This is a genomic window from Pseudomonas sp. G166, assembly GCF_037027455.2.
Classification (GTDB): Bacteria; Pseudomonadota; Gammaproteobacteria; order Pseudomonadales; family Pseudomonadaceae; genus Aquipseudomonas.
In genome coordinates this window covers 2,014,311-2,037,460 of record NZ_CP146985.1, presented here as the reverse complement: position 1 = coordinate 2,037,460, position 23,150 = coordinate 2,014,311, and the positions used below count along the sequence as shown (strand labels likewise).

Below are 23,150 nucleotides of genomic sequence, written 5' to 3'. Positions count from 1 at the left end.
CGCGATAGCGGCCTGAAGGACAACACATACCCAACAGACAGGCACAAAAAAACCGGCACCCAAACGGGCTGCCGGTTTTTGAACATCAAGCGACCGGATTGATCGGCTTTTCCGGGTACCAGACGTCCATCAGCGGGCTGACTTCCACGCTGGTCAGCTCAGGACGCGCCTTGAGCCAGGCTTCAACGGCTGCACGCTGCTCTTGGGTGACCGAGCCACGCTTCTGCAGGCAAACCAGACCATAGTCGTCGCCGCCTACATAGCCCAGGCCGTTGGCTTCCATGGCTTCTTTGAGGAAAGCGTCGAGGAAAGCGTCAATAGCCTCATCAGCCAGATCTTCTTTGAAATCCAGGTTCAGTTCGAAACCCAGCTCTTGAAATTCATCCACGCACAGTTTTTTGCGCAGACGCTGGGAACGGTTAGTCGCCATTGGAACAATCCTCATAAGTAATAACGGCCGGCACTTTACCAGTTTGGTGCATCGATTGCCCGACTGATCGGTGAGTCGACCTACCGTCGGTAAAAAAATACCACCCCGAAGGGCTCAAGCACGGCACAAGCCGTTGTACCTTGGGGCATAATGCCGACACTTTCATGACCGTTGAGGACGTTCATTTCCATGTCCTCGTCTTTTCCCCCTCGCCCGTAGGGTTTTATTTCACATGATCAAATCTTTGCGTCCACTGCTTCTGGCCAGCCTTCTTCTTCCTTTGGCGCTGCCTGTCACCACCAGCGCCGCCACCATCAACACCGCCCTGTCGCCCAACGTGCAAAAGGCCCTCAAGGCCAGCAAGCTGCAAGACGATGCCCTGTCCCTGGTGATGGTCCCGCTCAACGGCCCCGGCACCCCGACCCTGCACAACGCCGACGTCTCGGTGAACCCGGCCTCCACCATGAAACTGGTGACCACCTATGCGGCCCTGGAGATGCTCGGCCCCAATCACCAGTGGAAAACCGAGTTCTACACCGACGGTACCCTCAGCGGCGGGATCCTCAACGGCAACCTGTACCTCAAGGGCGGCGGCGATCCCAAGTTGAACATGGAAAAACTCTGGCTGCTGATGCGTGACCTGCGGGCCAACGGCGTGCAACAAGTCACCGGCGACCTGGTGCTGGACCGCAGTTTCTTCATCCAGCCACAACTGCCCGAGTTCAACGACGACGGCAACGACGAAAACAAACCGTTCCTGGTCAAGCCCGACTCGCTGCTGGTCAACCTCAAGGCCCTGCGCTTCGTCGCCCGCAATGACGGCGGTCGGGTCCTGGTGTCGGTGGAGCCGCCGATCGCCAGCATTCGTATCGAGAACCAGGTCAAGGCGGTCAACTCCAAGCAATGCGCCGGCGGCGTGCGCTACAACCCGGTGACCCAGGCAGACGGCAGCGTGACGGTGACCGTGGGCGGTCAGCTCGGTGACGGTTGCAGTTCCCAGACCTACCTGTCGCTGCTCGATCACGCTACCTACACCGCCGGAGCCGTGCGGGCGATCTGGAAAGAGCTCGGTGGCAGCATCCAGGGCAAGGACCGCCTGGCCCCGACCCCGAGCAGCGCCAAGGTGTTGGCCCGGGCGTTTTCGCCAGACCTGGCGGAGATCATCCGCGACATCAACAAATACAGTAACAACACCATGGCCCAGCAACTGTTCCTGAGCCTTGGCGCGCAGTTCCGTAACGAAGCCGACGGTGATGACGCCAAGGCGGCGCAGCGGGTGGTGCGCCAGTGGCTGGCCAAGAAAGGCATCACTGCGCCGCACCTGGTGATGGAGAACGGCTCCGGCCTGTCCCGCGCCGAACGAGTCAGCGCCCGGGAAATGGCGGCGATGCTGCAAGCCGCCTGGAACAGCCCGTATGCGGCGGAGTACATCAGCTCGATGCCAATCGCCGGCACCGACGGCACCATGCGCAAACGCCTCAAGACCACCGCCATGGCCGGTGAAGCCCACATCAAGACCGGCACCCTGAATACCGTCCGCGCCATCGCCGGCTTCAGCCGTGACATCAATGGCAACACCTGGGCGGTGGTGGCGATCCTCAATGATCCAAAACCATGGGGTGCGTCATCGGTGCTGGACCAGGTGCTGCTGGACTTGTACCGCCAGCCAAAACTGCCGCAGACGGCTTCGGTGCTCTAATTCTTCGATTCGCCGCAACTTCAGCGGCACAGAGAACCGTGTGGGAGCGGGCTTGCTCGCTCCCACACTTGACCGCGTATACCTAGCCAGCTATCCCAACTGCACATCGACCCGATCCCGCCCAGCCTGCTTGGCCGCATACACCCCTGAATCGGCCCGCAACAGCAGCGCATCCGCGCCCTCCCCGACCCGCCAGCTGGCAATACCAAAACTGGCAGTGACGATGCCCACGTCATCGATCGGCGCACCACGCAAACCTTCCCACAGCCCAATCGCCAGTGCATGAGCACTGGTACCGTCCGTGTCAGGACACAGCACCACGAACTCTTCCCCGCCCAGCCGACAGAACACGTCGGTACGCCGCAGCCGCTGGGCGATCCGCTGGCAGACCGCCTGCAACACACGGTCACCCACGGCATGGCCGTGCTGATCGTTGATCCGCTTGAAGTGATCGATATCGAGCATGATGACCGCCAGTTCGCCGGAACCCCGTTCGACCCGGGCCATTTCCGAGGTCAGGCGTTCCTGGAAATAGCGCCGGTTGCGAATGCCGGTCAAGGCATCGGTCACGGACAATGCCCGCAACTCTTCTTCCACCCGCTTGAGATCGGAAATATCCGAGATATAGCCGTGCCACAACACACCGCCCCCGGGCAACTCCTCAGGCGTGGCCTCACCACGCACCCAGCGCACACCACGCACCGGGAGTTGCACGCGGTACTCTTCACGCCAAGGGCTCAACGTCGCGGCCGAAGCACGAATTGAAGCGCGGACCCGCGTGCCGTCCAATGGATGAATGCGCGAGAAAATCGCTTCAGCGTTCTGGACCAGTACATCTGGCTCCAACTCGTAGATGTCACGAATGCCATCACTGGCATAAATCACGCTGAAACGACCGTTGAAATCCATCTTGAATTGGTAGATGCCGCCAGGAACATGGGCGCTGAGCTTTTTCAGTAACAGGTCCCGGGCAGCCAGGGCCTCATGGACACGTTTGCGTTCGGTGATATCGATGCAGATCGCCAGGTGGCCGACCCACAGCCCTTGGTCATCCAACATCGGCGTGGCCAGCATATTCACCGTCAGATGGCTGCCATCGCGACGCACCAGTGTCCATTCCCGTGCCTGCTGGCCACCCTGTTCGCCGCCTTCGACCAGCATGGCGTGGCACGTAGGGATCGGTTTGCCATAGCGCGCGCCAAGCTGTGTGGCCCGGGCCTGGAGTTCGCGGGGGACGTGCAGGCCTTCGAGGGTCATGCTCTGCAGGACCTCGCAACTGGCATAGCCAAGCATCTGTTCGGCGCCAGCGTTGAACGTGGTGATGACGCCGCGCAGGTCCGTGGCGATGATCGCGACCTGGGTCGCGGCATCCAGCACGCCACGTAACTGCCCATGGGTTCCGCGCAATTCCTGCTCACGGGCGCGCAGTTCCTGGGTACGCTGATCCACCAGTTTCAAGGCCCGTTGCCGCTGGCTGACCAACACGTAAAGCAGGACGCTGAGTAACAGGCTGAGCAAGCCGCCCAACACCACCAGGCTTACCACCGTGGAATGGTTGCTCGCCAGGAAGGTGCCACTGGGCCGCAATTCCACCCGAAAGTCATGATCGGCCAGGCGTAGCAGGCGGATCGCCGACAAATTACTGTCGACCGGTGGGTCGAGGGACTCGAACAGCACTTCCTCGCCATCATCAGAGGACAGATCCAGGACGCGCATCGAAAGGTTGTCATGATCAGGCTCCGGCAGGCCATCGCCTACCAACTGACGCATGCTGATGGCCGCCACCACGTAACCGAACGGCTCCTTAGCAGACGCCCGACTGACCGGCGCCACCAGCAAAACTCCACGGTTGAAGGCCGGGTCGACGCCCAACAGGTCCAATGGCTGCGAGACCACCAGTTCGCCACGTTGACGGGCCCGCTCGAGCGCAGCACGGCGTAGTGGGTCAGCAAGCAGATCCAGTCCCAACGGTACCCCGTTGGGGGCCTGGCTCTGGAGGTAGACCACGGGCGCGTACTCGTCCCGTTCAGCGGCCTGTCGCAGGCCACCGGTGGCATCCGGCTCACGGATGGCAAAGTTATCTGCCCCTTCGGCCCGCGCCCGTTGCTCGAACGACGGCCGTTCGTCCCGACGCACCCGTGGCGCCCAGGCCAAGGCACGGGTGCGCCGCAACAGCGCTTCGGCGTAGCCGCGGAATTCGCTGAGGGAAACCCCGTCAGAATTGGCGAAGAAAAGCCTCAGGCTATCGAGGCGTTGCTCCTGCCCCTGGAAGCGCTCCTCAATGCGGCTGAAACGCTCCTCGGCCTGCAGCTCGAAGCGTTGGCGCAATTGCTGATTGAACAGATTCATCATCGCCCAGGTCAGCAACCCGGTCAGGAACGTACCGGCCAGCAAGACCAGCGAAGCCACCAGCCAGGCCGACACATCTTCGCTGATAAAGCCCAAGATTCTGGGACGCACCTGATGCAATGCCATAAATACAACTCAGAAAGGAGCCAGGCATAGGCACAGCCCTGGGCACAGCCTAAGTTATAGCTATTAGCCATTACTTTGACCAGCCCTAAAAAGAGGCCAGAAGCCTTGAATTACAAGGCTTCGTGGATCCAATCAGCTACGGGTCAACGGGCCATGATCTTCCAGGCACGGTGGATCTTACTATTGCGCGCAAAATCCGGATCAATGGTCTTGGCCGTGATCTCTTCCACCGCATAACGCTCGCTGAGATTGTCCTCGAGCTGGAACTTGCGGAAGTTATTCGAGAAATACAACACGCCACCCGGCGCCAGACGAGCCATGGCCAGGTCCAGCAACTGGACGTGATCGCGCTGCACATCGAACACCCCTTCCATGCGCTTGGAGTTGGAGAAGGTCGGTGGGTCGATGAAGATCAGGTCGTACTCGTCCCGACTGGCTTCGAGCCAGGCCATCACATCGCCCTGCTCCAAGCGGTTCTTGTCGGAAAAACCATTGAGCGACAGGTTGCGGCGCGCCCAATCCAGGTAGGTTTTCGACAGGTCGACGCTGGTGGTGCTGCGCGCGCCGCCCTTGGCCGCGTGGACACTGGCGGTCGCGGTGTAGCAGAACAGGTTGAGGAAGCGTTTGCCGGCCGCCTCTTTCTGGATCCGCAGGCGCATTGGCCGGTGGTCGAGGAACAGGCCGGTGTCCAGGTAGTCGGTGAGGTTGACCAGCAGCTTCACGCCGCCTTCGTTGACTTCGGTGAACTTGCCTTGGGCGCTCTGGCGCTCGTACTGCTTGGTGCCGCTCTGGCGCTCACGACGCTTGATCACCACGCGGCTCTTATCGACGTTCAGTGCCTGCGGGATCGCCGCCAAGGCGTCAAACAGTCGGGCCGAGGCCTTTTCCGGATCGATGGATTTTGGCGCGACGTATTCCTGGACGTGCACCCAATCGTGATACAGGTCGATGGCCATGGAGTATTCCGGCATGTCAGCGTCGTAGACTCGGTAGCAGTCCACGCCTTCACGCTTGGCCCATTTGCTCAGCAACTTGAGGTTTTTTTGCAGGCGATTGGCGAACATCTGCCCGCCCTCGCTCAAACGGGCCTGCTCGACCACAGGGGCCGGAGCCGGAGTTGGCTTGATCGGGTTGCCATTTTTGTTGTACTGGCGCTCTTGCGGGACTTCAGGAGCCTGATCATATGCCGCTTGCTCACGCTCGGCCTGACGCTGTTCCGGAGTGCGACGTTCGCCGGTGACGAACTGATCCGGCAACACCTTGATCAGCAGCAACTTGCACGGCAAGGCGCCGTTCCAGAACGAATACTGCTTGTGGCTGCGAATGCCCATGCGCTTGCCCAGGTCCGGCGCGCCGGTGAACACCGCGGCCTCCCAGTTCAGGCAGGCCTGGCGCAGACGTTCGCCCAGATTCTGGTAGAGGTAAAGCAGGCTGGCTTCGTCGCCCAGACGCTCGCCGTACGGTGGGTTGCAAATCACCAGGCCTTTCTGGTTCTGGTCCGGGCGCGGCTCGAAGGTGGCGACTTCGCCTTGATAGATCTTGATCCACTCGCTCAGGCCCGCCCGCTCGACGTTATTGCGGCCCGGCTGGATCAGCCGTGGGTCGGCCTCGTAGCCGCGAATCCACAACGGTGGCTTGGCCAGGCCGGCGGCGGCACGCTCGCTGGCCTCCTCGTGGAGCTTCTTCCACAGCGCCGGCACATGGCCGAGCCAGGCGGTGAAGCCCCACTGCTGGCGACGCAGGTTCGGCGCCATGTCGGCAGCGATCATCCCGGCTTCCACCAGGAACGTACCCACGCCGCACATCGGGTCGGCCAGCGCCCCGCCTTCGGCGGCGATGCGCGGCCAGCCGGCACGGATCAGGATCGCGGCGGCGAGGTTTTCCTTCAGCGGTGCAGCGCCTTGCTGCAGGCGATAGCCGCGCTGGTGCAGGCTGTGGCCGGAGAGGTCCAGGGAAAGGATCGCTTCACCGCGGTCCAGGCGCAGGTGAATGCGCAGGTCCGGGTTGAGCTTGTCGATGGACGGTCGCTCGCCCGACGGCGTGCGCAGTTTATCGACGATGGCGTCCTTGACCTTCAAGGCGCCGAAGTGGGTGTTGTCGATGCCCGAACCATGGCCGCTGAACTCCACCGCCAAGGTGCCATCAGCGAGCATGTGGTCTTGCCAGTCGACGTCCAGCACGCCGTGGTACAGGTCTTCGGCGTCCTTCATCGGGAAGCGCTTGAGGACCAGCAACACGCGGTTGGCCAGGCGCGACCACAGGCACAGGCGATACGCCGTTTCCATGTCGGCCATGCCGCGCACGGCGGAGGTGTGTTCGCGCGCCTCTTCAAGGCCAAGCCCGACGGCTTCCTCGATTAGCAGGCCTTCGAGGCCCTTGGGGCAGGTGAGGAAGAGTTCGAAACGATCGGACATGGGATTTCCAGAGCCTTTGGCTAAGTGGACCGGGCAACGCATTGCCGGGCCGGGTTCAATCAGGTGCTTTTCTCAAGAGCACCCGCGTGGCACGAAAGTGTGCCATTCCGCCCTCGCGGCTCAGGTTAGAAGAGCTTGGATGCGAAGGCAGATAAAAAATTCTGTACAACAAATTGTGAAAACTTGTCCCTTTCGTCGAATAGTACCCGAGTGCAACGGGAGGACATTCTCATCCGGGCCAAGCCAGCGCCTTTCGGCGCAGGGCCGATCATACAGGGGTCTTGCTCATTAGCGGGCATCGAACAGCATGTTACTTATCGCCCTAACGTCTTTATTGTTACGTGCTTATGACAAAACGATCATTCCATCCATGTGACGCTTTGGTTAGAACTCAACACAGGTTGACGTCGCAACGGCGTCAACACCTCGGCTCGTCACGCCGGCAACGAGCCACCAACGGCAGAATGATTCTGCCCCGGCCTCGATAGAGGTCGACGCGAAGCAACAGTCAACAAGTGAGGGAAACACCCTATGAGAAGACTTAAGCGTGATCCGTTGGAAAGAGCATTTTTACGCGGTTACCAATATGGCGTTGGTGGTAAATCCCGTGAGCTTTGCCCCTTTACTCTACCGTCGGTACGTCAAGCCTGGATCAATGGCTGGCGAGAAGGACGCGGCGACAACTGGGACGGTATGACCGGCACTGCGGGTATCCATAGACTCAACGAACTTCACGCCGTCGGCTGACACAGGGCTCAACACTCAAGAACTCGACAATTTGATACTCACATCGATTTAACCACGCGCGTCCCATCCGGACGGCGGGCTTCGGCCCAGGGGGCTCCTTCGAGGAGCCCTTTTTAATGCCTGGGTTCTCTGAACAGGGTTTCTAACTCTGACTGTGAACACCATTGTGGGTCTGCGTAGCCTTCAAAAGATCAATCAACGCAACGCCGCAATTGCATCCACTGATTCACGAATCAACGCCGGCCCCTTATAGATAAAGCCCGAATAAATCTGCACCAGGCTCGCCCCGGCGGTGATTTTCTCGGCGGCATGCCGGCCTTCGGTGATGCCTCCCGCCGCGATGATCGGCAAGCGCCCCGCCAGTTCGGCGGCCAGCACCTTCACGGTGTGGGTGCTCTTGTCACGCACTGGCGCACCCGACAACCCGCCCGCCTCGTCACCGTGTTCCAGCCCCTCGACCCCTTCGCGACCCAGGGTCGTGTTGGTGGCGATCACCGCGTCCATGCCGGTCTCGATCAGGGCCTGGGCGACTTGGATGGTCTCTTCGTCGGTCATGTCCGGGGCGATCTTGATGGCCAGCGGCACATGCCGGCCATGCGTCACGGCCAACTCGGCGCGGCGGCGGGCCAGGTCGGCGAGCAGTTGCTTGAGGGAATCACCGAATTGCAGGCTGCGCAGGCCCGGGGTGTTCGGCGAACTGACGTTGACGGTCACGTAGCTGGCATGGGCGTAGACCTTGTCCAGGCAGATCAAGTAGTCGTCGACGGCCCGCTCCACCGGCGTGTCGAAGTTCTTGCCGATATTGATGCCCAGCACGCCCTTGTACTTGGCCGCCGCCACCCGGGCCAGCAAATGGTCGACACCCAGGTTGTTGAAGCCCATGCGGTTGATGATCGCCTCGGCTTGTGGCAGGCGGAAAAGCCGTGGCTTGGGGTTGCCCGGCTGCGGGCGTGGGGTGACGGTGCCGATTTCCACGAAACCGAAACCCAGCTGGGCGAACCCGTCGATGGCCGCGCCATTCTTGTCCAGCCCCGCCGCCAACCCGACCGGGTTGGGGAATTCCAGGCCCATGACCGTCACCGGCAATTTCGCCGGGGCCTTGCACAGCAACCCATTGAGGCCCAAACGCCCGCCCGCGCCGATCAGGTCCAGGGACAGATCGTGGGAGGTTTCCGGGGAAAGTTTGAACAGCAGCTCACGGGCCAGGGTGTACATGGGTGGGTTTGACTCAGGGCAATAAAAAGTGACGGGATTATACCGAGCAGGAGCGCTAGCGGCGAGAAGCGCTTTGATTCCGGGTTCCATCCTTGCACCGACGCGCCGCGCCTCTTTGCCTCGGAGCGTTATTTGATAGTTGCAAGCGCCAAAAGCCTGCAAAAGAGCGATGCAGCTGCAACGACAGCAACCCAGTAGCCATTCGTCACGCAGGATCAACAATGCATATCTCGTCCCCAGCTTCACCTATCACTCGATCCACTCCAAATGAATCCACCCCGGTCGCCAACCTTGATAGCAAAGAGCGCTCATCCCACACCATTATCGAGATGCTCGATGAAATCATCCCTGCCGAGCAAAGAAGCTCGCTTTCAGCGGAACAGGTTAAGTTTGGGCTGATGAGCGTCGACGAGGCATTCAACGCATTCATCTCTGAGCAAAGGAGTAAGGCAGACAACCCTACCCAGCGATTCATCGACGCCATCGCAGTACAGCTAAACGGCGACTCTAACGACCTCACCAACGATTTTTATCTGGACATTCACGATCTGGCGCTGTTCGAAAACTCAAGCCATTCGTCAGATTCCGACTCGTTCATACAACGCGGCCAAATCATCCTGGGATACCTCGGCGAACAACTGGGCAAACTGGTCAACAACGAATTCGAAGGCGATCTCGGACGCTGGGCCAGCAACCTGACCATTTCCGGCCTGCGCACCGGCCTGGTCACCGGCACACTCACGGTGCTCAGGCAACTGGTGGGGTTCGCCCTGGAAAAAAACCTCCAATCCAATGCTGCTTCGCCACTGACCCGCAGCGTGATGGGTGCAGTTGCCCAGTGCATCGGCCCACTGCTGAACATCCTCGGCGCCATCAGGGACGAGTGCAATGGAACCGCGAACACCGAAACACGCATGGCTCGTCTCATCACCCTCATAGTATCGGCTCTCGCCCTGACAGCCGCCGTAACCGTTCCAACCGCGCTGCCGGCCTTGGCATCCTTCGGCTCGCAAATGGCGTTCTACACGTTTGCCCAGGACCTGGTGAGTCTGTTCTTCCCCACGGGGGACAATGCAAAACCCAACCCCGGCGGTACGGCAGCCGCTGGCGCGCTGAACGGAGTGCTCCAGTTCCTGTCCTTCACCGGCATGAACTACACCGCGCCGCACTCCGGCCCCGGGTACGTCATGGCGCAGGGCAACACGCCCCCAGCCTCCGAATTGGAGAGCTTTGCCTTCCAGCTGTCGACCTGGGTGGAACAACAGGCCAATACCCCGCACGATGCGAATCTGCCGATCGAAGCCCAGGCCGAGCACATTGTCGAGTCCCTGCGCCCGATACTGGGAGACGATGTATTGCGGGGGGCCTACAACGCCGGAGCCGATGTCCTCGGCCAAGTGCTCATGGGCGAAGCGATGCACGCCTTACAGGAAAAACCTTCTGGAGAGGGTTTTCGGATCAACCCGATCTCGGTACGAATACCCACTGCCGAGCAGGCGGGCAACCAACTGCTGTCCACCAATGCAATACGAACCTCCATAGGCCAGATCATCATGGGCACCGTCATCGCAGCATCCCGATTCTTTTCGAGCCTGTCCATTCCCAAGGAAATGGTCGACCATATGGCCAATGTAGCGGTCGCCATCGCCGTGTTAGCTGTCCGTCCCGGCACGACCTACATCAGTGAGCGCACCAACCCGGCATCCAATTCCTGACCTGAATACACGCTCACCGTGGCGAGAGAGCTTGCTCCCTCACCACAAGCAATCAGTCTCTGTTGTGCATAATGGCCGGCACTACCTCACCACTCACTCTTCTCCCAAGCGTCATCCCCCATCGGCTGCATCACATCGCGCATCACGCCCAAGACAAAGACTTCCATGGCGAACGCCAGGCCATTGGCCCCGAGGACTTCCTTATAGAGCTGCGACTTTTCCAGGCCCTCGTCCTTCAATCGATACAGAACCTGTTGCGTGATCGCCTTCAACGCCTTGGCGGTGGGGTACGCAGCGGTTGCTCCATCCGCTCCCCGCAGGGTGCGGAGAAACTCATGAATCGCCTTCTCCCCTTGCCCTTCCATGGCCAGCAGCAATTGATACAAGTGCTCGAACTCAGGGTCCGGGCGTTTGTTGCCAGACGCTTCCTGGCGAGCGGCCAGCAAGCGTGATTCCAGCGTCTCGACCGACGCACTGGCGCCGTGCTCAACGGGACTGGAAGCGCTCATTGATTCAATCTTCATGACGGACTTCTCCGGGGGCGGTCTGCGTGGTAACGGCAAAGCTCGAACACAGCTCGGTCAGTGCCTGCAGCGAGGCTTGGTCCAGGGTACGGACCGACTCCGGCAGATCAGCGATGCTCGCCAATAACCTTGGCGCCAGCCGTTCCCGGGTCGCTCCAACATCGAACTCCAGCAGTTGATCCGCCAGCCGCAGCACATAGCGGTCTTGCGGGTGATACTCGACAATCAGCTCGCCAGCCCAACGCTCGCGCAAGCTGACGCGCAGTTCATCGCCACGCGGGCGACAATGCAGCGGCAGCAATACGTGCAGCACCGCCTCTGAATCGCCCGCTTGCCCGGCCAGCCAGCGTTCAAGCATTTCGTCCAACCATTGCGGGCGGCTCAAGGCCTGTGCGAGCACGTCATCCGCGGCTCGGGCGAGTTCGTTGCGTAATTGCAGCGCCAGGGTTTGCGTCTTCAGCAGGCCGTCAGCCAGGTGGCCGGTCGCCCGCAGGATGCCCTCGGCATAACCTTGTTGAAATGCCTGCGCCTGGACCGCGTCGGCCTCGCGCTGGGCCTGCTCGACACACTCGCGCGCCCGACGCTGGGCCTCGCGCTGCAAGGCGTGACGGCGGCGCGCGGCAACGACGTCCTCGCGGGCCAGGCGTACGTCCGCAGACGCCGGCAGGTCACTCAGGGCGCGGATGGAATCGAGCATGCTGCACCGCCAAAAAGAAAAGCGTGGGATCAGGTTTCAAGAGGGGCCATTGCCGGTGCAAACGAACCACCGGCTCGGAGAATTGCAAGGCCAGGCGTTCAAGCAACATCGGCGGAACTTGCCCGTGCCAGCTCCATAACGCATTGAGGCCGGCGGCTTCGACCTGCTCCATGGCAACGGGCGAGCACTCGATTGGCGGGCCGCTTCGCGCGCCGAGGCTGTAGCCGGCGAAGCGCCGAACCGACACCGGCAAGCAGCGCAGCGCCGCACCGCGCGCCAGGTCGGGCATCAAGCGATAGGCGCCCAACAGCGAGGCGATATAGGGCAATCGGCGCCAATGACGAACCCATTGTTTCGCCACACCGGTCAGCGGCGTCGATGGCCACGGCCCGTGCAGTGCCAGCCCCTCAAGCACGATGCGGTTGAGCAGGCTGCGTGCCGCCTCCCCCTCGAATCCCGCCGGTATCACCAAACGTTGAGGATGCAGATAACCCAGGGGCTCGGCGAGGATCCGCTGCAGCCCCTCAATGTCCGACATCACGTCGCCCTGCGTTTGACTGGTGGTAAACCCAGGCTGCACCGCCGGCCAGCAGTAACCCGCCGATCACGGCGAACAACCAAGGCCAGGATGACTTCCCCTGCGGTGCGGCCACCGACGGCGCGACATGCTGTATCGGCGAGCGCTTGGACAGCACCACCGAGATGTTCTCGTACTCCACCGCCGCAAAACTGTTCTTGAGAAAACGCTTGATGTCAGTGATCAGCAATTGCGCTTCGACATCACGCTCATGCAACACCACCGCCGAAAGATGAATGGGTGCCGACTTGCGCCCGCCCTCGCCGGCATCCAGGTCGTAACTGACATGGACCCGTGCGGAAACCACACCTTCGAGCACCGCCAGCGACTGCTCGATGCGTTGCTCCAACGCCGAATACAACCGGGCCTTTTCGGCGCGGGGCGAAGCCACCAGGGAGTCGGACGGAAACATCTCGGCGACTTGCAGGCGTGGCCGGGACGGTAAGGAATAGAGGTTGAGCAGATCGACCGCGGCGGAAAAATCCAGCTGATCGATTTTCACCGCATAGCCGGCTTTGCCGCCGTCGACTTTCACCGCCGCGATGTTGTTGCGTTGCAGCACCGCAAGCACTTCGTTGGCCTGCTGCTGATCCAGCCCTTCCAGCAGACTCGGCTGGCGACACCCCGTCAGCGCCAGGCACATCAGCAGCAACAACAGGCCGGACCTCATGACGCACGCAACAGGGTTTCTGCCGTGCCCACCGCTTTGCGCACCAGTACGTTGAGCAAGTTGATGTCGACGTTGTATTGCCCGGTCAGCTCCTGCAACTGGGCCAATACTTCAGGGTCGGTGATATCCGGGCGCTGGATCAGTTGGTTGATCGCCGAGACGTCTTGCGCGCTGTCGACGGCAGAACCGGCAAACGCTTCGATCAGGCGCGATTCCAGGGAAACGGTCGGGCCTTCCTGCGGGCCACGCAATTCAACGAAGGCAGAGCGCGCGATAAGCGACGGGGAAATACTTGGGATAGACATACGAGGCACTCATGAAAATGGCCATTGTCACGAGCAATGGCCAGCCGAAAGAGCAAGCGTCAGCGAGCCGCCTGGATGATCGCCATGTCGATATCCTTGAAGCCCTTGACCGTGTTGGTCTGGGCGTTTCGGAATACCGTGTAGGACGAAAATGCGGTCTGGTAGGCGGCGAGCTTTCCAGGGTCCGACGCATCGATTTTGAGCTCATCGAGGGCTTTATCCAGGGCCTCTTTGAGGCTCTGAGCGCCGCGCTCGAACGCAGCGGCCTGCTCTCCGAGAAAGTCATCGGGAAAATCGGGAAACATGATCGGGATACCAGCCATATGTCACCTGCTCTGTTTGTTTGAAAAAAGCCAGGACGAAGGACTCGTCTTGACGTAGCCCTGGGGGCCGGTTTGAAACGACTTGCCCTTGAGCGCGTCGTCCTTGAGCTCGACAGCGAAGTGCACGTAGCGATCACCCCACTGCCGGTAGAAACTGTCGACATACTGGCGAGCGGCGGCCAGCTCGGAATCCTGCAGGTTGCCCTCGACGGCAAACGTCACGCTGCCTTGGTGTTCGAACCGGCTGAAGGCCAGTGAAAGACGTTGCAAACCGCCCTGGGCGAGATCGGCGAGCAGCCTGTCATCCTGCATCTGCACCACGACGTCACGGGCATAAGGCGCCGCCGCGAGCAGCGTATCGAGCAGTTGTGCCTGCTTGTCGGGCGTGAGTAGATTGCGTTGGGCGCTGAGCAACAGTCGCGGCACCGACGGGTCCTTGAGGTCCAGAAAATGCCAGGCCAGCTGCGGGTCATGGTCCACCAGCACCTGCTCCAGCCGGCGACGCTCCTGATCGATCATCAGCACCTGGCCGTTCAGCGTGTTGTGGCGGGTCAACACCTGGCGACTCCAACCGGCATCCCGCTCGGAAGACACCAAGACGTAGACCGAATGATCACGACCGCGCAGCACCTGGACCTGGGCACTGGCGCCAGTGATCATCGCGCGGATATCGGTTTCCGGCCTCGGCCCGGGCATCGACCAAAGGCCAATCACAGTGATCAACGCCACCAGCGCCAGACCACCAGCGATCCAACGAGTCCAAGGGCCACGCCAGGGCATGAAAACGGCTGCATCGGAAGGCACGCCGTGTGACAGGTCGAAAACCTCAGGCGCCCAGGATTGATCCTCGGGACGCAAGGCGATGTGCAGACCACCGACCTGCACCCTGGCTTGAAAGGCACAGTGGCGCACTTCCACTGGATCGCCGAGCAGTCGCAACGGCAAGCCGTCCAGCGCGGCCTGATCGGCCAGCACCTCAAAATTGCATCCGCCTTGCTCCAGGGGCACGAAGATGGCATCCGCCGGAACACTGGCCGACAACGCACCGTCCCCGAGCACATCCACCGCACCGACCACGAACAAGGTGGTGCCTTGGCCAAGCGCAAATTCGCAGCCCTGCAACGGACCGTTGAGGATCCGCAAGACGCAGGGCTGTAGGGTGGGGGCCGTCGGGACTGTCACCGTCCAAACTCCAGGGCAGTCGAATGAGCACACAGGGTAGGAAGGCCGGCGGCAGGATTCCTGATCGAATTCTGCCGATTGCCAGGGGCAAACGATCAGAATCCCGCGCCGGCCTGTTCAATGCGCCGCTTGTCGAGCCTGGGTGAGCACTCGATAGCGTTGCCAGACTTTGCGCGCGTAGCGAAGCCGCGCGGCTTGCCGGTTGGGTGAGTTGCCGGCGTTGTAGGCGCCGACCGCCGTCCAGTTGTAGCCATGACGGGCGATAAACTCGGCCAGCACCGACGCACCGACCTCCACCGACAGGCACGGCTCATCCAGCAGGCGTTGCTCGGTAATGCCTCGGGCACGCAATCGGGGTAGATGAATGCTGTTGATCTGCATCAGCCCGATATCGCGGGTGCCGTTGCGGTTGTGGTTGATCGCGTCTGGCCGCTGCCCGGATTCGACATCGGCAATCGCTTGCAGCAGTTCGGGTTCGATGGCATGCAACTGCCCCGCCCTGCTCCAGCACCAGGCGTGCGCCTGGGCCATGCCAAGCCCCAGGCCAAGACACACCGGCCAGCACAACCATTTGCTCCTGCGCCGCTTCATGCCAGGCGCCGCTCGCGGATCCACGTCAGTTGCTCGTGAATACGCGCCCGCATAATCTGCGCCCGTACACAACCCGGATCATGTTCCAGGCATCGGTCGATCATGTCCGCCGCCTGTTCGTTGCGCCGCCAGAACCAGTGATGCCAGGCATGGAAATACAGCACATCAGCCTGATCGGCCGAAAACAGACACTGCCGGAATAACACCTGGGCCGCCTCCTCACAACCGCGCAAACTGGTGAGCAACGCCAGGCGCGTCAATGCCGGGATGCTGCCGGGGTCCAGCGCCAAGGCCTTGGAAACCGCCGAATGAGCTTCTTCGATGGCGCGCTCGGGATCACCCAGGCCCATCATCGCCTGTCCCAGCCACACATCCGCCAAACCGCACCAGGGCGGCGCGTAGCCGGGATCGAGTTTCAAACATTGCCTGAACAGTACCTGGGCATCGCGCAGGCTTTGTACCGTGTGCTGCTGCACATTGCACAAGCCATTGAGATACGCCACCGCCACCGCGTAAGACCCACAGCGCTCACCGACCGGACGCAACCCGGGTACGCGTTGAGCAACCAGGCAAGTCAATGCGCCCAGCGCCTCCCCCGGATCCCAGGCATCCAGCGTCTGCCCATGCAGCAACGCCTGGTCGCGTCCACGAATCAACTCGATCGACCAGTGTTGCAGCCCGCCCGCGCCTATAAAACGACCGTTCAAGCAATAATCCGCCGACAGCCGCCCGGCCAACGACGGCACATCGCCCGACGCCCTGCAGGCCGCGATCAGCCCCGAGGGAATGATGTGCAATGCCTCACCGAACGCCGTGGTCAGTTGGCGGATCATCAGATCCTGCAGATCCAGCGCCGCGATCTCGTCCAGATTGCGAAAAGGCAACACCGCCAACGAAGGTGCCACCGCCCTCGCCTGGTTCGTCACGTCGAGCTCAACCACGGGACCGGTGAACCGATAACCCTGGCCGTAAACCGTCGCAATGTAGCCCTTGTTCTCCTTGAACAACTTGCGCAAGGCATAGATACAACGGGTCAACGACTCCTCCGCCGCATCCATCCGCGGCCAGACATGGTCCAGCAGATAATCCTTACTCACGACCGCGCCCGCCGATTTCAGCAGCAGGCGCAGTACGTGTAGTTCTTTGGGGGGAACATGAACTCCTTGTCCATCTCGCATCAGCGTTCCATCGCTTTGCAATAGCCAGTGGTCAAAAACGAACGACTTCACCAGCGGTTGATCAGTTGCACTGTCCATACTCTGGGATTTCTCTATAGAAAGTTACTGAAGCGCGATTGAGCCTGTGGGGGGACAGGCTCGGGATGGCGGGCTGCGTGACTATAGGAAGATGTGTGGGGGGATTCCGTAGGACGACGCGCTAATTAATTGAGGAAAGCACATCTATCAGTGTAGGAAAAAGCAGAAAAGTGACCTCATAAAAAATGCCTTGCATCTAAGATACAAGGCATCACTCAAAACATCAGAGCTTATTCAATATTTTCCAGACAAAAAATAAAAACTTAACTGACACACTTGAACTCATACGAGCAGCCAACTAGAACCCTCCATCCAAAGACCTCGTCAATGGACCGAGGGATGTAGTTTCATATTTTTTAGTTCCAGCCTTTAAAGCATCCAAATCTAAAAGCGCCTCTAACGAGCGATCACGATCCAAATCAAATCCTTCCATTTTCACGAATGTCATAGAATAAGTTCTCTCTGTTTTTTCACTAATAGCAGTAGAGCTACTTGGAGTCAACCCAACTTTTTGAGCCATATCCAACAAACGAGCCTGAGAGAAATAGTTGGAGGGTGTTTCCTTCTCAACGTATGAATTATATCGACCTTCAAGTTCATCACCTGAAATCTCCGGATACCGATAAAGATCCGAGTACACTTCCGTCACCATATGCATTAAATCAAGCTCGTGCCCACCTAAAGCACTGCTATGTTCGGAAATGGTCAATACTCCCCCTTCCTTTAAAAGGCCAGCAATCTGAGCAAGACTTTGCTGCTGGATCTCGGGGCTTGGAAAATGATGAAGAGAGTGTTGGTACATAGCACAATCAAAGCCAAGACCGTCCGACAATGGATTGCTGCCATCCTCGCCAAACACCCTGCCAGACGCCATATCGTGACCATCATAATAGATGGTTTTCACAGGTTGATTTTTATCATTATGAGCAGTAGAAACCTCATGACAGTTATGATCCCAACTCACACCGGTTTCCACTTCAAGAACATAAGGATGCACAGGTGAGTTCGAGTAATCTGCAACATGAGAAGCAACGTACGAAGTTAGTTTCCCATCATTACCCCCCACATCCAGCAATCGAATAGATTCTGCGCCTTGTCCAAGATTGTGATTAGCCTCCAATATCATCCTTGCAATACTTTGCCCCTTGGCATTCAGATGATCATTAGCTACAACGGTATTTTCAATTTTACTGGCCGCATCCAACCCATGATACCAATCACGAATCACATCCAAAAAGACCCGATTGTGAATTTGCTCTCCACCACTCTTCACAACCTCCATAAGCTTGCTCAATAACTGTTCTTTACATTCTGATTTTATAGACCATTCATTATTATCAGCATGATAGGTCATGATTTGTCTTACATCGCCATTTCTTTCTATTTTCGCCCCATGCAGCCTTAAAAAATCCCCTATAAAATACTCACTTTTAACATCCAAGTTTTCCTGTTGACTCGTCCCAACAGAAGGTATGGACTCCATCATAGAAGGCCGAAACGAGATAGAAGTCGGGGAATTCAAACCAGCACTTGCAACCATTTTCCAAATCCTTTAAATATTTATCACGCCCAGATTTACTCAAGACATGCTTATTGGCATGCTTGGGTATCAACTCGACATTCACTCCAAATCCAGTCAGGCATCCCCTAACTACATCCTTGATTCATTTACACCAGAGTAAACACCCCTTCGCCATACCCTGCTTTTTTCCACCAAATCACATATATCCTTAACCGTCCTGCACATCCCCACCCCTTCCGCCGGCAACTCAATGCTAAACATTTCATTCAGCATCATAACGATCTCAACCAAACTCATCGAATCAATATATAGATCCTCAATCAACCGTAAACCAACCTCAACATTCCGGCCTCCCATTGAAAAATTTGATAACACCCTTACCACCTGCAACTCAACTTCATTCCCAGCATTAAAATTCTTACACATAACCTATCCAACAGGGCAAAACCCAAGCACAACTCTGAATCAAACCAACCAGCGACAACACTCATCTTTTAGATAAAAACCTCACACCTCTAACATTTGCATCAAAAATTCAACATCGCCCTCAACATATCCGCAAACTGATTCAAATGCGCCGACAACGTCTTATTAAAATTGTCATGATACGAATTGGCATTCGAATATTTCTGCGTCAACGACTGCAGCATGTTTTTCAGGCGTTCCTCCTGAGCGTTGAAACCGGTTTGCCATTGGTTGTACTTGGCGGTGTTCCAGGTCACCGTGCCGCTGGACGGCAGGTCTTTTTTCATTAACGTCAGCGGCCCGGTATCGATGACCACGCACCAGGTACCGTCAGCGTTTTTTTTGAGGCAACTGTCAGGCAGGCCCAGCGCTTGACGCCATTTGTCTGCTTCTTCCTCGCTGGCTCCACCTTCCCCCGGTTTTGGAAAAAGAATGGAATCCGGGTTTGGATGGCTGAAATCGTTGATCAATTGTGTCAACGCAGCGTGCAGTTCACCCGCTTTCAACTTCACGTCTTTACCATCGTTCGCCCCATCGACCCACTTACTCATCATTGCAGTGATTCGGGCGTTGAAGGCGGCGAAGAAGTTCGTATAGGCCGAGATGATGTGTTCGTAGCCGGCGAGGTAGCCGTTCTTGATCAGGTCGATCAGTTCAAGGAGTTTTTCGAAGAAGTCATTCGATGAATTTATCGATGCATCCAAAGCCTCTGCGATATCGAGAGGCTTGTGCTCTTGCAGATGTCGTTCGAGGGTGCAGATGATTTGGTTGTGTTCGTCATCGACCTGCTGGAGCTGGCTTTCGTCCAACAGCCCGGTCTTCAAGCTGTGGGCCATCACGGCGCAGCACTGGCGCAGTTGCATGGCCAACATTTGTGCGCGGTCACGCTTGCCGTGGATCTGTTCGACAACCTCCGCGATGAACTGCTGCGCTGTCGCCTCGGCGGCCATGCCCTCCTTCTGCTCGGCGGTGATTGCCGGGCACTTGAGCATATTGCCAAGGCTGCGGTTCATTGCGTTCATCGACCTGTCCACCAGATGCGTCAGGGAGCTGACCGTTTGTTCCTCAACGGGTACCTCGGGAGGCGGCGCTGTATCAGTGATGGCCTCCACGTTCGGCAGCAACACAATGGGCGAACGAGCAAATTGGGTGATTTCCATGAGTCTCTTCTCCTCAAGCCGTCAGGGCGCGAATGACATCGCTGCGCGATTGAAAAAGTTGCATCACCATGTCCATCAGTTTTTGCAAGAACGCCGCATCGGCCGCGTCTTTCTGGCTGACTTCGTCGCTCAGGCTCTTCTGGCTGTTCTGCGCACTTTGCAGCAGCACTTCCTTTTCCCGCGCGGCGTGCTCGGCCAGGCGCACGATGCTCGCCACCACCTGACTCAAGCTCATCGACATGGCGCTGAGCGCGCGACTGATTTCCAGCTTCCTTTCGATGCCCTTGCTGCCCATCTGGCTCAGCCAGTCGGAGGTCTCGCTGACCTTTTGCGCGTTGAGGATTTGCTTGTCGAACCAGGCTTGATCCGGGGCTGACAGGGACGATGCCTTGGGTTTGAAATCGACCAGTGTCGGACGACCGAACTCGTCGAAGGTCCTGACCTTAGAGGTGACGTCCGAATTCCAGTCGGTGCGGTCGCGCTCAAGCTTGAGGTCGCGCTCGATGTTCCTGGCGTTCAGGGCGTTAGGCTTGTGCAGGTTCAACCTGTTCTGGGGGTCTGTCTCACTCAGCCACTTGGCGTTACGACCGACCTCCTGCGCCTTGAGAATTTCCTTGTCGAACCAGGCCAGATCCTCGGGCGGCCGAGGTGAACCGCTGAGTTTGAAATCGACCGTCGTCGGGCGACCGAAGTCATCCACGGTCTTGATCTTGTAGGTGGTCTGCGGATTCCACTCGTTGCGACTGCGCTCAAGCTTGAGGTCGCGTTCGATATTGCGAGCGTCCATGGCGTTACGCTTGTGCAGGTTGATGTCCGCGTGCTTCAACTTCTGGCCCTGAAAGGTCTTGAGCAGGGCGAATCCGGAAACTGCTCCAGACACGATTGCCCCGGCGATGGCGCTGTACATCGCTGCCTTGCCGGACTCGACAATTGCCGCGCCCTGAGCCTCGGCCGCATCGGAGGCCATGACGCTGAAATGCCCGCGCAGTTGCGCGTTGGCCACTCGAGCGATGTTCAGCGCAATGATCGCCGCCACCAGTACGTTGGCGTGTTTTTCCCAGGCGCCGGGGTCGAATATCAGGTCGTTGCGTACTTCATCGCTGAGCATCATCGTGGCTGAAAGGAAGTCCTGCCAGTCCGATTCGGTGGGTTGGTAGGCGTTGATCTCACTCTCGAGCTCCGCAGCTGAGGGCGCTGGGAAGCCGTCGTTCTGGAGCACTTGCCTGGTGATGCGATTGTCGGAAATCCGAGAGCCCACAAGTGGCTTGGCTTTGAGATCCTTTGAAAACTGCTCTTGAGCGACTAACTCGCTCAACCCTGCGTCGTTAGTCAAATCGTGGTCAATGGCAACGGGGGCGATTCTGATTGGAGCGTGAATAGCATTCATCGTAGATACCTGTTCTCAGTGATTTCAAACATGCCGAACCATTTGCAGGCTGACGGAATGGCTGCGTTGCATGTCGGCAAACAACTGCTCGATCTGCCGGGTTCGCTCGTGCATGGCCTGGCCGTAGTTCTCGACTACCAGGGTCAGGTACTTGCTGATTTCCTCGCTGATCGCCATGCGCACCCGCACGCTAGCCAGGAGCACGGCAGCCTGGGCGGTATGCCGGCCGCTTTCGATTTGCAGCACGCCCTGCGCCGCCACATTGCCGAACTCGGTGACGGCCTGGGCGATCTCCAGGTTGGCGGCATAACGGGCCAGTGACACCGCATCGGCGCCGTTGGTGATGAATCCGCGCAACTGCGTGAGTATCTGGGTCAGCGAGTTGCCCACCGACGTTGCCATCTGCTTCATGGCTTGCATCGCGGCAGGCGCGGCCTGGGCGGCCATCGAGGCCAGTTTCGAAGCGAGGGTGCTGATCATCGGACCAATCACCGTCGCCCCGATGACGGCCGCCAAGGCAACGGCGGCCAGCGTCGCAACGACGCCCTGGATCATGCCGGCGATCTGCCCGATTTCCTTGGCCTTGTCTTCATCAACACCCAGGTCTATCAGTATCTGGGTGTAGAGCTCGGTGAACCGCTTGATGGCTTCCTGCATGACGACGGTCAGCGGCTTCATGGCCTCGGCCATGAACGACTTGCCGGTTTTTTCCTCCACCACCACATCGGCAATCATGATCCCCATGCCAACCACCCCTACCACGATCAGCGGCAGGTTGGCGGTCAGGACCCCGGCAACGATGACTGCAACGGACAATATCGCGCCGACGATCTTGCCGATGCAGCCCATGGTTTTCTGCAAAGCCTCGGCCTTGCGGACTTCCTCCAGGTATTTATCCGACTCCCGCTTCATGTGTTCCTGAAGCTTGACCTGCAACGCCTGGAACAGCTCCTGGCTGAGTTCCTCCTTGTTCTGCGCCGCCTCGCCGAGCAATTCGATGATCCTCAAGCGATTGAGCAATGCCAGTGCACTGCTGCTGAGGGCTTTTTCGTCGGTTTCCTTGCGGGCCGGGCCGCTGTCGCCGGACACCACCACTTTCGCGACCACCCCGCTCAGGGCTTTGGCAAAGGCATTGGCGATCTCGATCAACTTCAAGTGAGCGTCGGTCGCCCCATTGAAGGCTTGGGTATGGCTCGCCAGTTCGCCTTTGAGCTGGTCGCGACGGGCCAGCTCCTGGGCGTATTCCGGCGATTCAGGATCCAACTGCGCCAGGCGCGCTTCGCTTTCTTCCAGCAGGCCCTGGACCTGCTGGACGCGTTCACGCAGCTGTTCGAGGTGTTCCTGACTGCTGCCGACCTGGCCCTCGGCAGCCTCCAAGGCCTGGACGGCGGCGGTATATTCAGAAGAGAGGTTGGCATAGCCCTGCTGCTTGGCGCCGGCCATGCTTTGCAGCATCGCCAGGCGGTTTTTCAGTTTCTTGACGTCGACCTCACCGATCAGTTCACAGATCATCGCCATCAATAACGTGAACATATCGCCGTCGGTTTCCTGTTTGTTGCCATCGACGCGCGGCGCTGGCGCATGCAGCACGGGCCGGCCGGTAGCGGCGGCGGACGGGCCATTCTGACCTTCGTATTTCACCGACATCAGGTCCGCCAGGGCTTGCTTGCCGGCCTCTTGAAAATCGGCGGTCCTGGCAGCCCTGCTGGCCGCCGCACCGTATTTTTCAAAGGCCTCGCTGCGACTCATTACCCCCTGGAATGCGGGGCTTGGGGTGTTTCTGATTTCACTCATGT

General features: G+C 59.0%; 21 protein-coding genes. 3 read left to right on the top strand and 18 right to left on the bottom strand.

Features of this window, described 5'->3' with window-relative positions; translation table 11 throughout:
- Window positions 1-85: 85 nt before the first annotated feature.
- Window positions 86-430 carry a YggL family protein gene (locus SGN16_RS09155; RefSeq protein WP_025212695.1) on the bottom strand — a complete coding sequence of 115 codons (345 nt, stop codon included), beginning with the start codon at window positions 428-430 and terminating at the stop codon, window positions 86-88.
- A 232-nt stretch (window positions 431-662) separates the two neighbouring features.
- Between SGN16_RS09155 and dacB the strand changes: the two genes are divergently transcribed.
- A complete protein-coding gene (gene dacB / locus SGN16_RS09150) occupies window positions 663-2,129 on the top strand; it encodes a D-alanyl-D-alanine carboxypeptidase/D-alanyl-D-alanine-endopeptidase (RefSeq protein WP_210643629.1) in 1,467 nt (488 codons plus the stop codon).
- A 90-nt stretch (window positions 2,130-2,219) separates the two neighbouring features.
- On the opposite strand, the gene SGN16_RS09145 is transcribed toward dacB, so the two are convergent.
- A complete protein-coding gene (locus SGN16_RS09145) occupies window positions 2,220-4,604 on the bottom strand; it encodes a diguanylate cyclase (protein ID WP_335944887.1) in 2,385 nt (794 codons plus the stop codon).
- Between the two features lie 143 nt (window positions 4,605-4,747).
- The gene (rlmKL, locus tag SGN16_RS09140) at window positions 4,748-7,018 is read right to left on the bottom strand and encodes a bifunctional 23S rRNA (guanine(2069)-N(7))-methyltransferase RlmK/23S rRNA (guanine(2445)-N(2))-methyltransferase RlmL (RefSeq protein WP_210643627.1); all 2,271 of its coding nucleotides are present in this window, start codon (window positions 7,016-7,018) and stop codon (window positions 4,748-4,750) included.
- Between the two features lie 531 nt (window positions 7,019-7,549).
- Between rlmKL and SGN16_RS09135 the strand changes: the two genes are divergently transcribed.
- Complete coding sequence (locus tag SGN16_RS09135) at window positions 7,550-7,765, top strand: ribosome modulation factor (protein WP_003223300.1); 216 nt, start codon at window positions 7,550-7,552, stop codon at window positions 7,763-7,765.
- Between the two features lie 195 nt (window positions 7,766-7,960).
- Here the strand turns inward: SGN16_RS09135 and SGN16_RS09130 are convergent, their stop codons facing one another.
- Window positions 7,961-8,980, bottom strand: coding sequence for a quinone-dependent dihydroorotate dehydrogenase (locus SGN16_RS09130; RefSeq protein ID WP_210643626.1), 1,020 nt, complete (start codon window positions 8,978-8,980; stop codon window positions 7,961-7,963).
- A gap of 221 nt (window positions 8,981-9,201) precedes the next feature.
- Here SGN16_RS09130 and SGN16_RS09125 point away from each other — a divergent pair, with 221 nt between their 5' ends.
- Entirely contained in the window at window positions 9,202-10,695 is a 1,494-nt protein-coding gene (locus SGN16_RS09125; RefSeq protein WP_335944888.1) for a hypothetical protein, read from the top strand.
- Between the two features lie 86 nt (window positions 10,696-10,781).
- Here the strand turns inward: SGN16_RS09125 and SGN16_RS09120 are convergent, their stop codons facing one another.
- The 14 genes from SGN16_RS09120 to sctE form a co-directional block, all read right to left on the bottom strand.
- Entirely contained in the window at window positions 10,782-11,219 is a 438-nt protein-coding gene (locus tag SGN16_RS09120) for a hypothetical protein (RefSeq protein ID WP_335944889.1), read from the bottom strand.
- Window positions 11,209-11,916 carry an oxygen-regulated invasion protein OrgB gene (locus tag SGN16_RS09115; RefSeq protein ID WP_335944890.1) on the bottom strand — a complete coding sequence of 236 codons (708 nt, stop codon included), beginning with the start codon at window positions 11,914-11,916 and terminating at the stop codon, window positions 11,209-11,211. The genes SGN16_RS09120 and SGN16_RS09115 overlap by 11 nt, the downstream gene beginning before the upstream one ends.
- Window positions 11,888-12,454 carry a secretion system protein gene (locus SGN16_RS09110; RefSeq protein WP_335944891.1) on the bottom strand — a complete coding sequence of 189 codons (567 nt, stop codon included), beginning with the start codon at window positions 12,452-12,454 and terminating at the stop codon, window positions 11,888-11,890. Before SGN16_RS09110 ends, SGN16_RS09115 begins: the two co-directional genes overlap by 29 nt.
- The gene (locus tag SGN16_RS09105) at window positions 12,441-13,163 is read right to left on the bottom strand and encodes an EscJ/YscJ/HrcJ family type III secretion inner membrane ring protein (protein WP_335944892.1); all 723 of its coding nucleotides are present in this window, start codon (window positions 13,161-13,163) and stop codon (window positions 12,441-12,443) included. Before SGN16_RS09105 ends, SGN16_RS09110 begins: the two co-directional genes overlap by 14 nt.
- The gene (gene sctI, locus SGN16_RS09100) at window positions 13,160-13,468 is read right to left on the bottom strand and encodes a type III secretion system inner rod subunit SctI (protein ID WP_210643620.1); all 309 of its coding nucleotides are present in this window, start codon (window positions 13,466-13,468) and stop codon (window positions 13,160-13,162) included. The genes SGN16_RS09105 and sctI overlap by 4 nt, the downstream gene beginning before the upstream one ends.
- 59 nt (window positions 13,469-13,527) lie before the next feature.
- Window positions 13,528-13,791 carry a type III secretion system needle filament subunit SctF gene (sctF, locus tag SGN16_RS09095; RefSeq protein WP_281728960.1) on the bottom strand — a complete coding sequence of 88 codons (264 nt, stop codon included), beginning with the start codon at window positions 13,789-13,791 and terminating at the stop codon, window positions 13,528-13,530.
- A gap of 3 nt (window positions 13,792-13,794) precedes the next feature.
- Window positions 13,795-14,973 carry a PrgH/EprH family type III secretion apparatus protein gene (locus tag SGN16_RS09090; RefSeq protein WP_335944893.1) on the bottom strand — a complete coding sequence of 393 codons (1,179 nt, stop codon included), beginning with the start codon at window positions 14,971-14,973 and terminating at the stop codon, window positions 13,795-13,797.
- Window positions 14,974-15,090: 117 nt separating this feature from the next.
- The gene (locus tag SGN16_RS09085; protein WP_335944894.1) at window positions 15,091-15,564 is read right to left on the bottom strand and encodes a transglycosylase SLT domain-containing protein; all 474 of its coding nucleotides are present in this window, start codon (window positions 15,562-15,564) and stop codon (window positions 15,091-15,093) included.
- Window positions 15,561-16,820 carry a winged helix-turn-helix domain-containing protein gene (locus SGN16_RS09080; protein ID WP_339102095.1) on the bottom strand — a complete coding sequence of 420 codons (1,260 nt, stop codon included), beginning with the start codon at window positions 16,818-16,820 and terminating at the stop codon, window positions 15,561-15,563. The genes SGN16_RS09085 and SGN16_RS09080 overlap by 4 nt, the downstream gene beginning before the upstream one ends.
- Before the next feature lie 298 nt (window positions 16,821-17,118).
- Complete coding sequence (locus SGN16_RS09075; RefSeq protein ID WP_335944896.1) at window positions 17,119-18,360, bottom strand: methyltransferase domain-containing protein; 1,242 nt, start codon at window positions 18,358-18,360, stop codon at window positions 17,119-17,121.
- Between the two features lie 111 nt (window positions 18,361-18,471).
- Complete coding sequence (locus SGN16_RS09070; protein ID WP_339102107.1) at window positions 18,472-18,699, bottom strand: phosphopantetheine-binding protein; 228 nt, start codon at window positions 18,697-18,699, stop codon at window positions 18,472-18,474.
- A gap of 170 nt (window positions 18,700-18,869) precedes the next feature.
- Window positions 18,870-19,967 carry an IpaD/SipD/SspD family type III secretion system needle tip protein gene (locus SGN16_RS09065; RefSeq protein ID WP_335944898.1) on the bottom strand — a complete coding sequence of 366 codons (1,098 nt, stop codon included), beginning with the start codon at window positions 19,965-19,967 and terminating at the stop codon, window positions 18,870-18,872.
- Between the two features lie 13 nt (window positions 19,968-19,980).
- Window positions 19,981-21,282, bottom strand: a complete 1,302-nt coding sequence (locus tag SGN16_RS09060; protein WP_335944899.1) for an IpaC/SipC family type III secretion system effector — start codon at window positions 21,280-21,282, stop codon at window positions 19,981-19,983.
- Window positions 21,283-21,378: 96 nt separating this feature from the next.
- Window positions 21,379-23,148: a type III secretion system translocon subunit SctE gene (gene sctE, locus SGN16_RS09055; RefSeq protein WP_335944900.1), complete on the bottom strand. Its 1,770-nt coding sequence runs from the start codon at window positions 23,146-23,148 to the stop codon at window positions 21,379-21,381.
- Window positions 23,149-23,150: the final 2 nt, after the last annotated feature.

Coding starts and splice junctions, on each gene's coding strand:
- SGN16_RS09065 (WP_335944898.1), bottom strand. CDS start 19,967: ATGGAAATCACCCAATTTGCTCGTTCGCCCATTGTGTTGCTGCCGAAC.
- SGN16_RS09110 (WP_335944891.1), bottom strand. CDS start 12,454: ATGTCGGACATTGAGGGGCTGCAGCGGATCCTCGCCGAGCCCCTGGGT.
- SGN16_RS09130 (WP_210643626.1), bottom strand. CDS start 8,980: ATGTACACCCTGGCCCGTGAGCTGCTGTTCAAACTTTCCCCGGAAACC.
- SGN16_RS09115 (WP_335944890.1), bottom strand. CDS start 11,916: ATGCTCGATTCCATCCGCGCCCTGAGTGACCTGCCGGCGTCTGCGGAC.
- SGN16_RS09135 (WP_003223300.1), top strand. CDS start 7,550: ATGAGAAGACTTAAGCGTGATCCGTTGGAAAGAGCATTTTTACGCGGT.
- sctF (WP_281728960.1), bottom strand. CDS start 13,791: ATGGCTGGTATCCCGATCATGTTTCCCGATTTTCCCGATGACTTTCTC.
- sctE (WP_335944900.1), bottom strand. CDS start 23,148: ATGAGTGAAATCAGAAACACCCCAAGCCCCGCATTCCAGGGGGTAATG.
- SGN16_RS09080 (WP_339102095.1), bottom strand. CDS start 16,820: ATGGACAGTGCAACTGATCAACCGCTGGTGAAGTCGTTCGTTTTTGAC.
- SGN16_RS09085 (WP_335944894.1), bottom strand. CDS start 15,564: ATGAAGCGGCGCAGGAGCAAATGGTTGTGCTGGCCGGTGTGTCTTGGC.
- SGN16_RS09155 (WP_025212695.1), bottom strand. CDS start 430: ATGGCGACTAACCGTTCCCAGCGTCTGCGCAAAAAACTGTGCGTGGAT.
- SGN16_RS09070 (WP_339102107.1), bottom strand. CDS start 18,699: ATGGGAGGCCGGAATGTTGAGGTTGGTTTACGGTTGATTGAGGATCTA.
- SGN16_RS09125 (WP_335944888.1), top strand. CDS start 9,202: ATGCATATCTCGTCCCCAGCTTCACCTATCACTCGATCCACTCCAAAT.
- rlmKL (WP_210643627.1), bottom strand. CDS start 7,018: ATGTCCGATCGTTTCGAACTCTTCCTCACCTGCCCCAAGGGCCTCGAA.
- dacB (WP_210643629.1), top strand. CDS start 663: ATGATCAAATCTTTGCGTCCACTGCTTCTGGCCAGCCTTCTTCTTCCT.
- sctI (WP_210643620.1), bottom strand. CDS start 13,468: ATGTCTATCCCAAGTATTTCCCCGTCGCTTATCGCGCGCTCTGCCTTC.
- SGN16_RS09120 (WP_335944889.1), bottom strand. CDS start 11,219: ATGAAGATTGAATCAATGAGCGCTTCCAGTCCCGTTGAGCACGGCGCC.
- SGN16_RS09105 (WP_335944892.1), bottom strand. CDS start 13,163: ATGAGGTCCGGCCTGTTGTTGCTGCTGATGTGCCTGGCGCTGACGGGG.
- SGN16_RS09075 (WP_335944896.1), bottom strand. CDS start 18,360: ATGGTTGCAAGTGCTGGTTTGAATTCCCCGACTTCTATCTCGTTTCGG.
- SGN16_RS09145 (WP_335944887.1), bottom strand. CDS start 4,604: ATGGCATTGCATCAGGTGCGTCCCAGAATCTTGGGCTTTATCAGCGAA.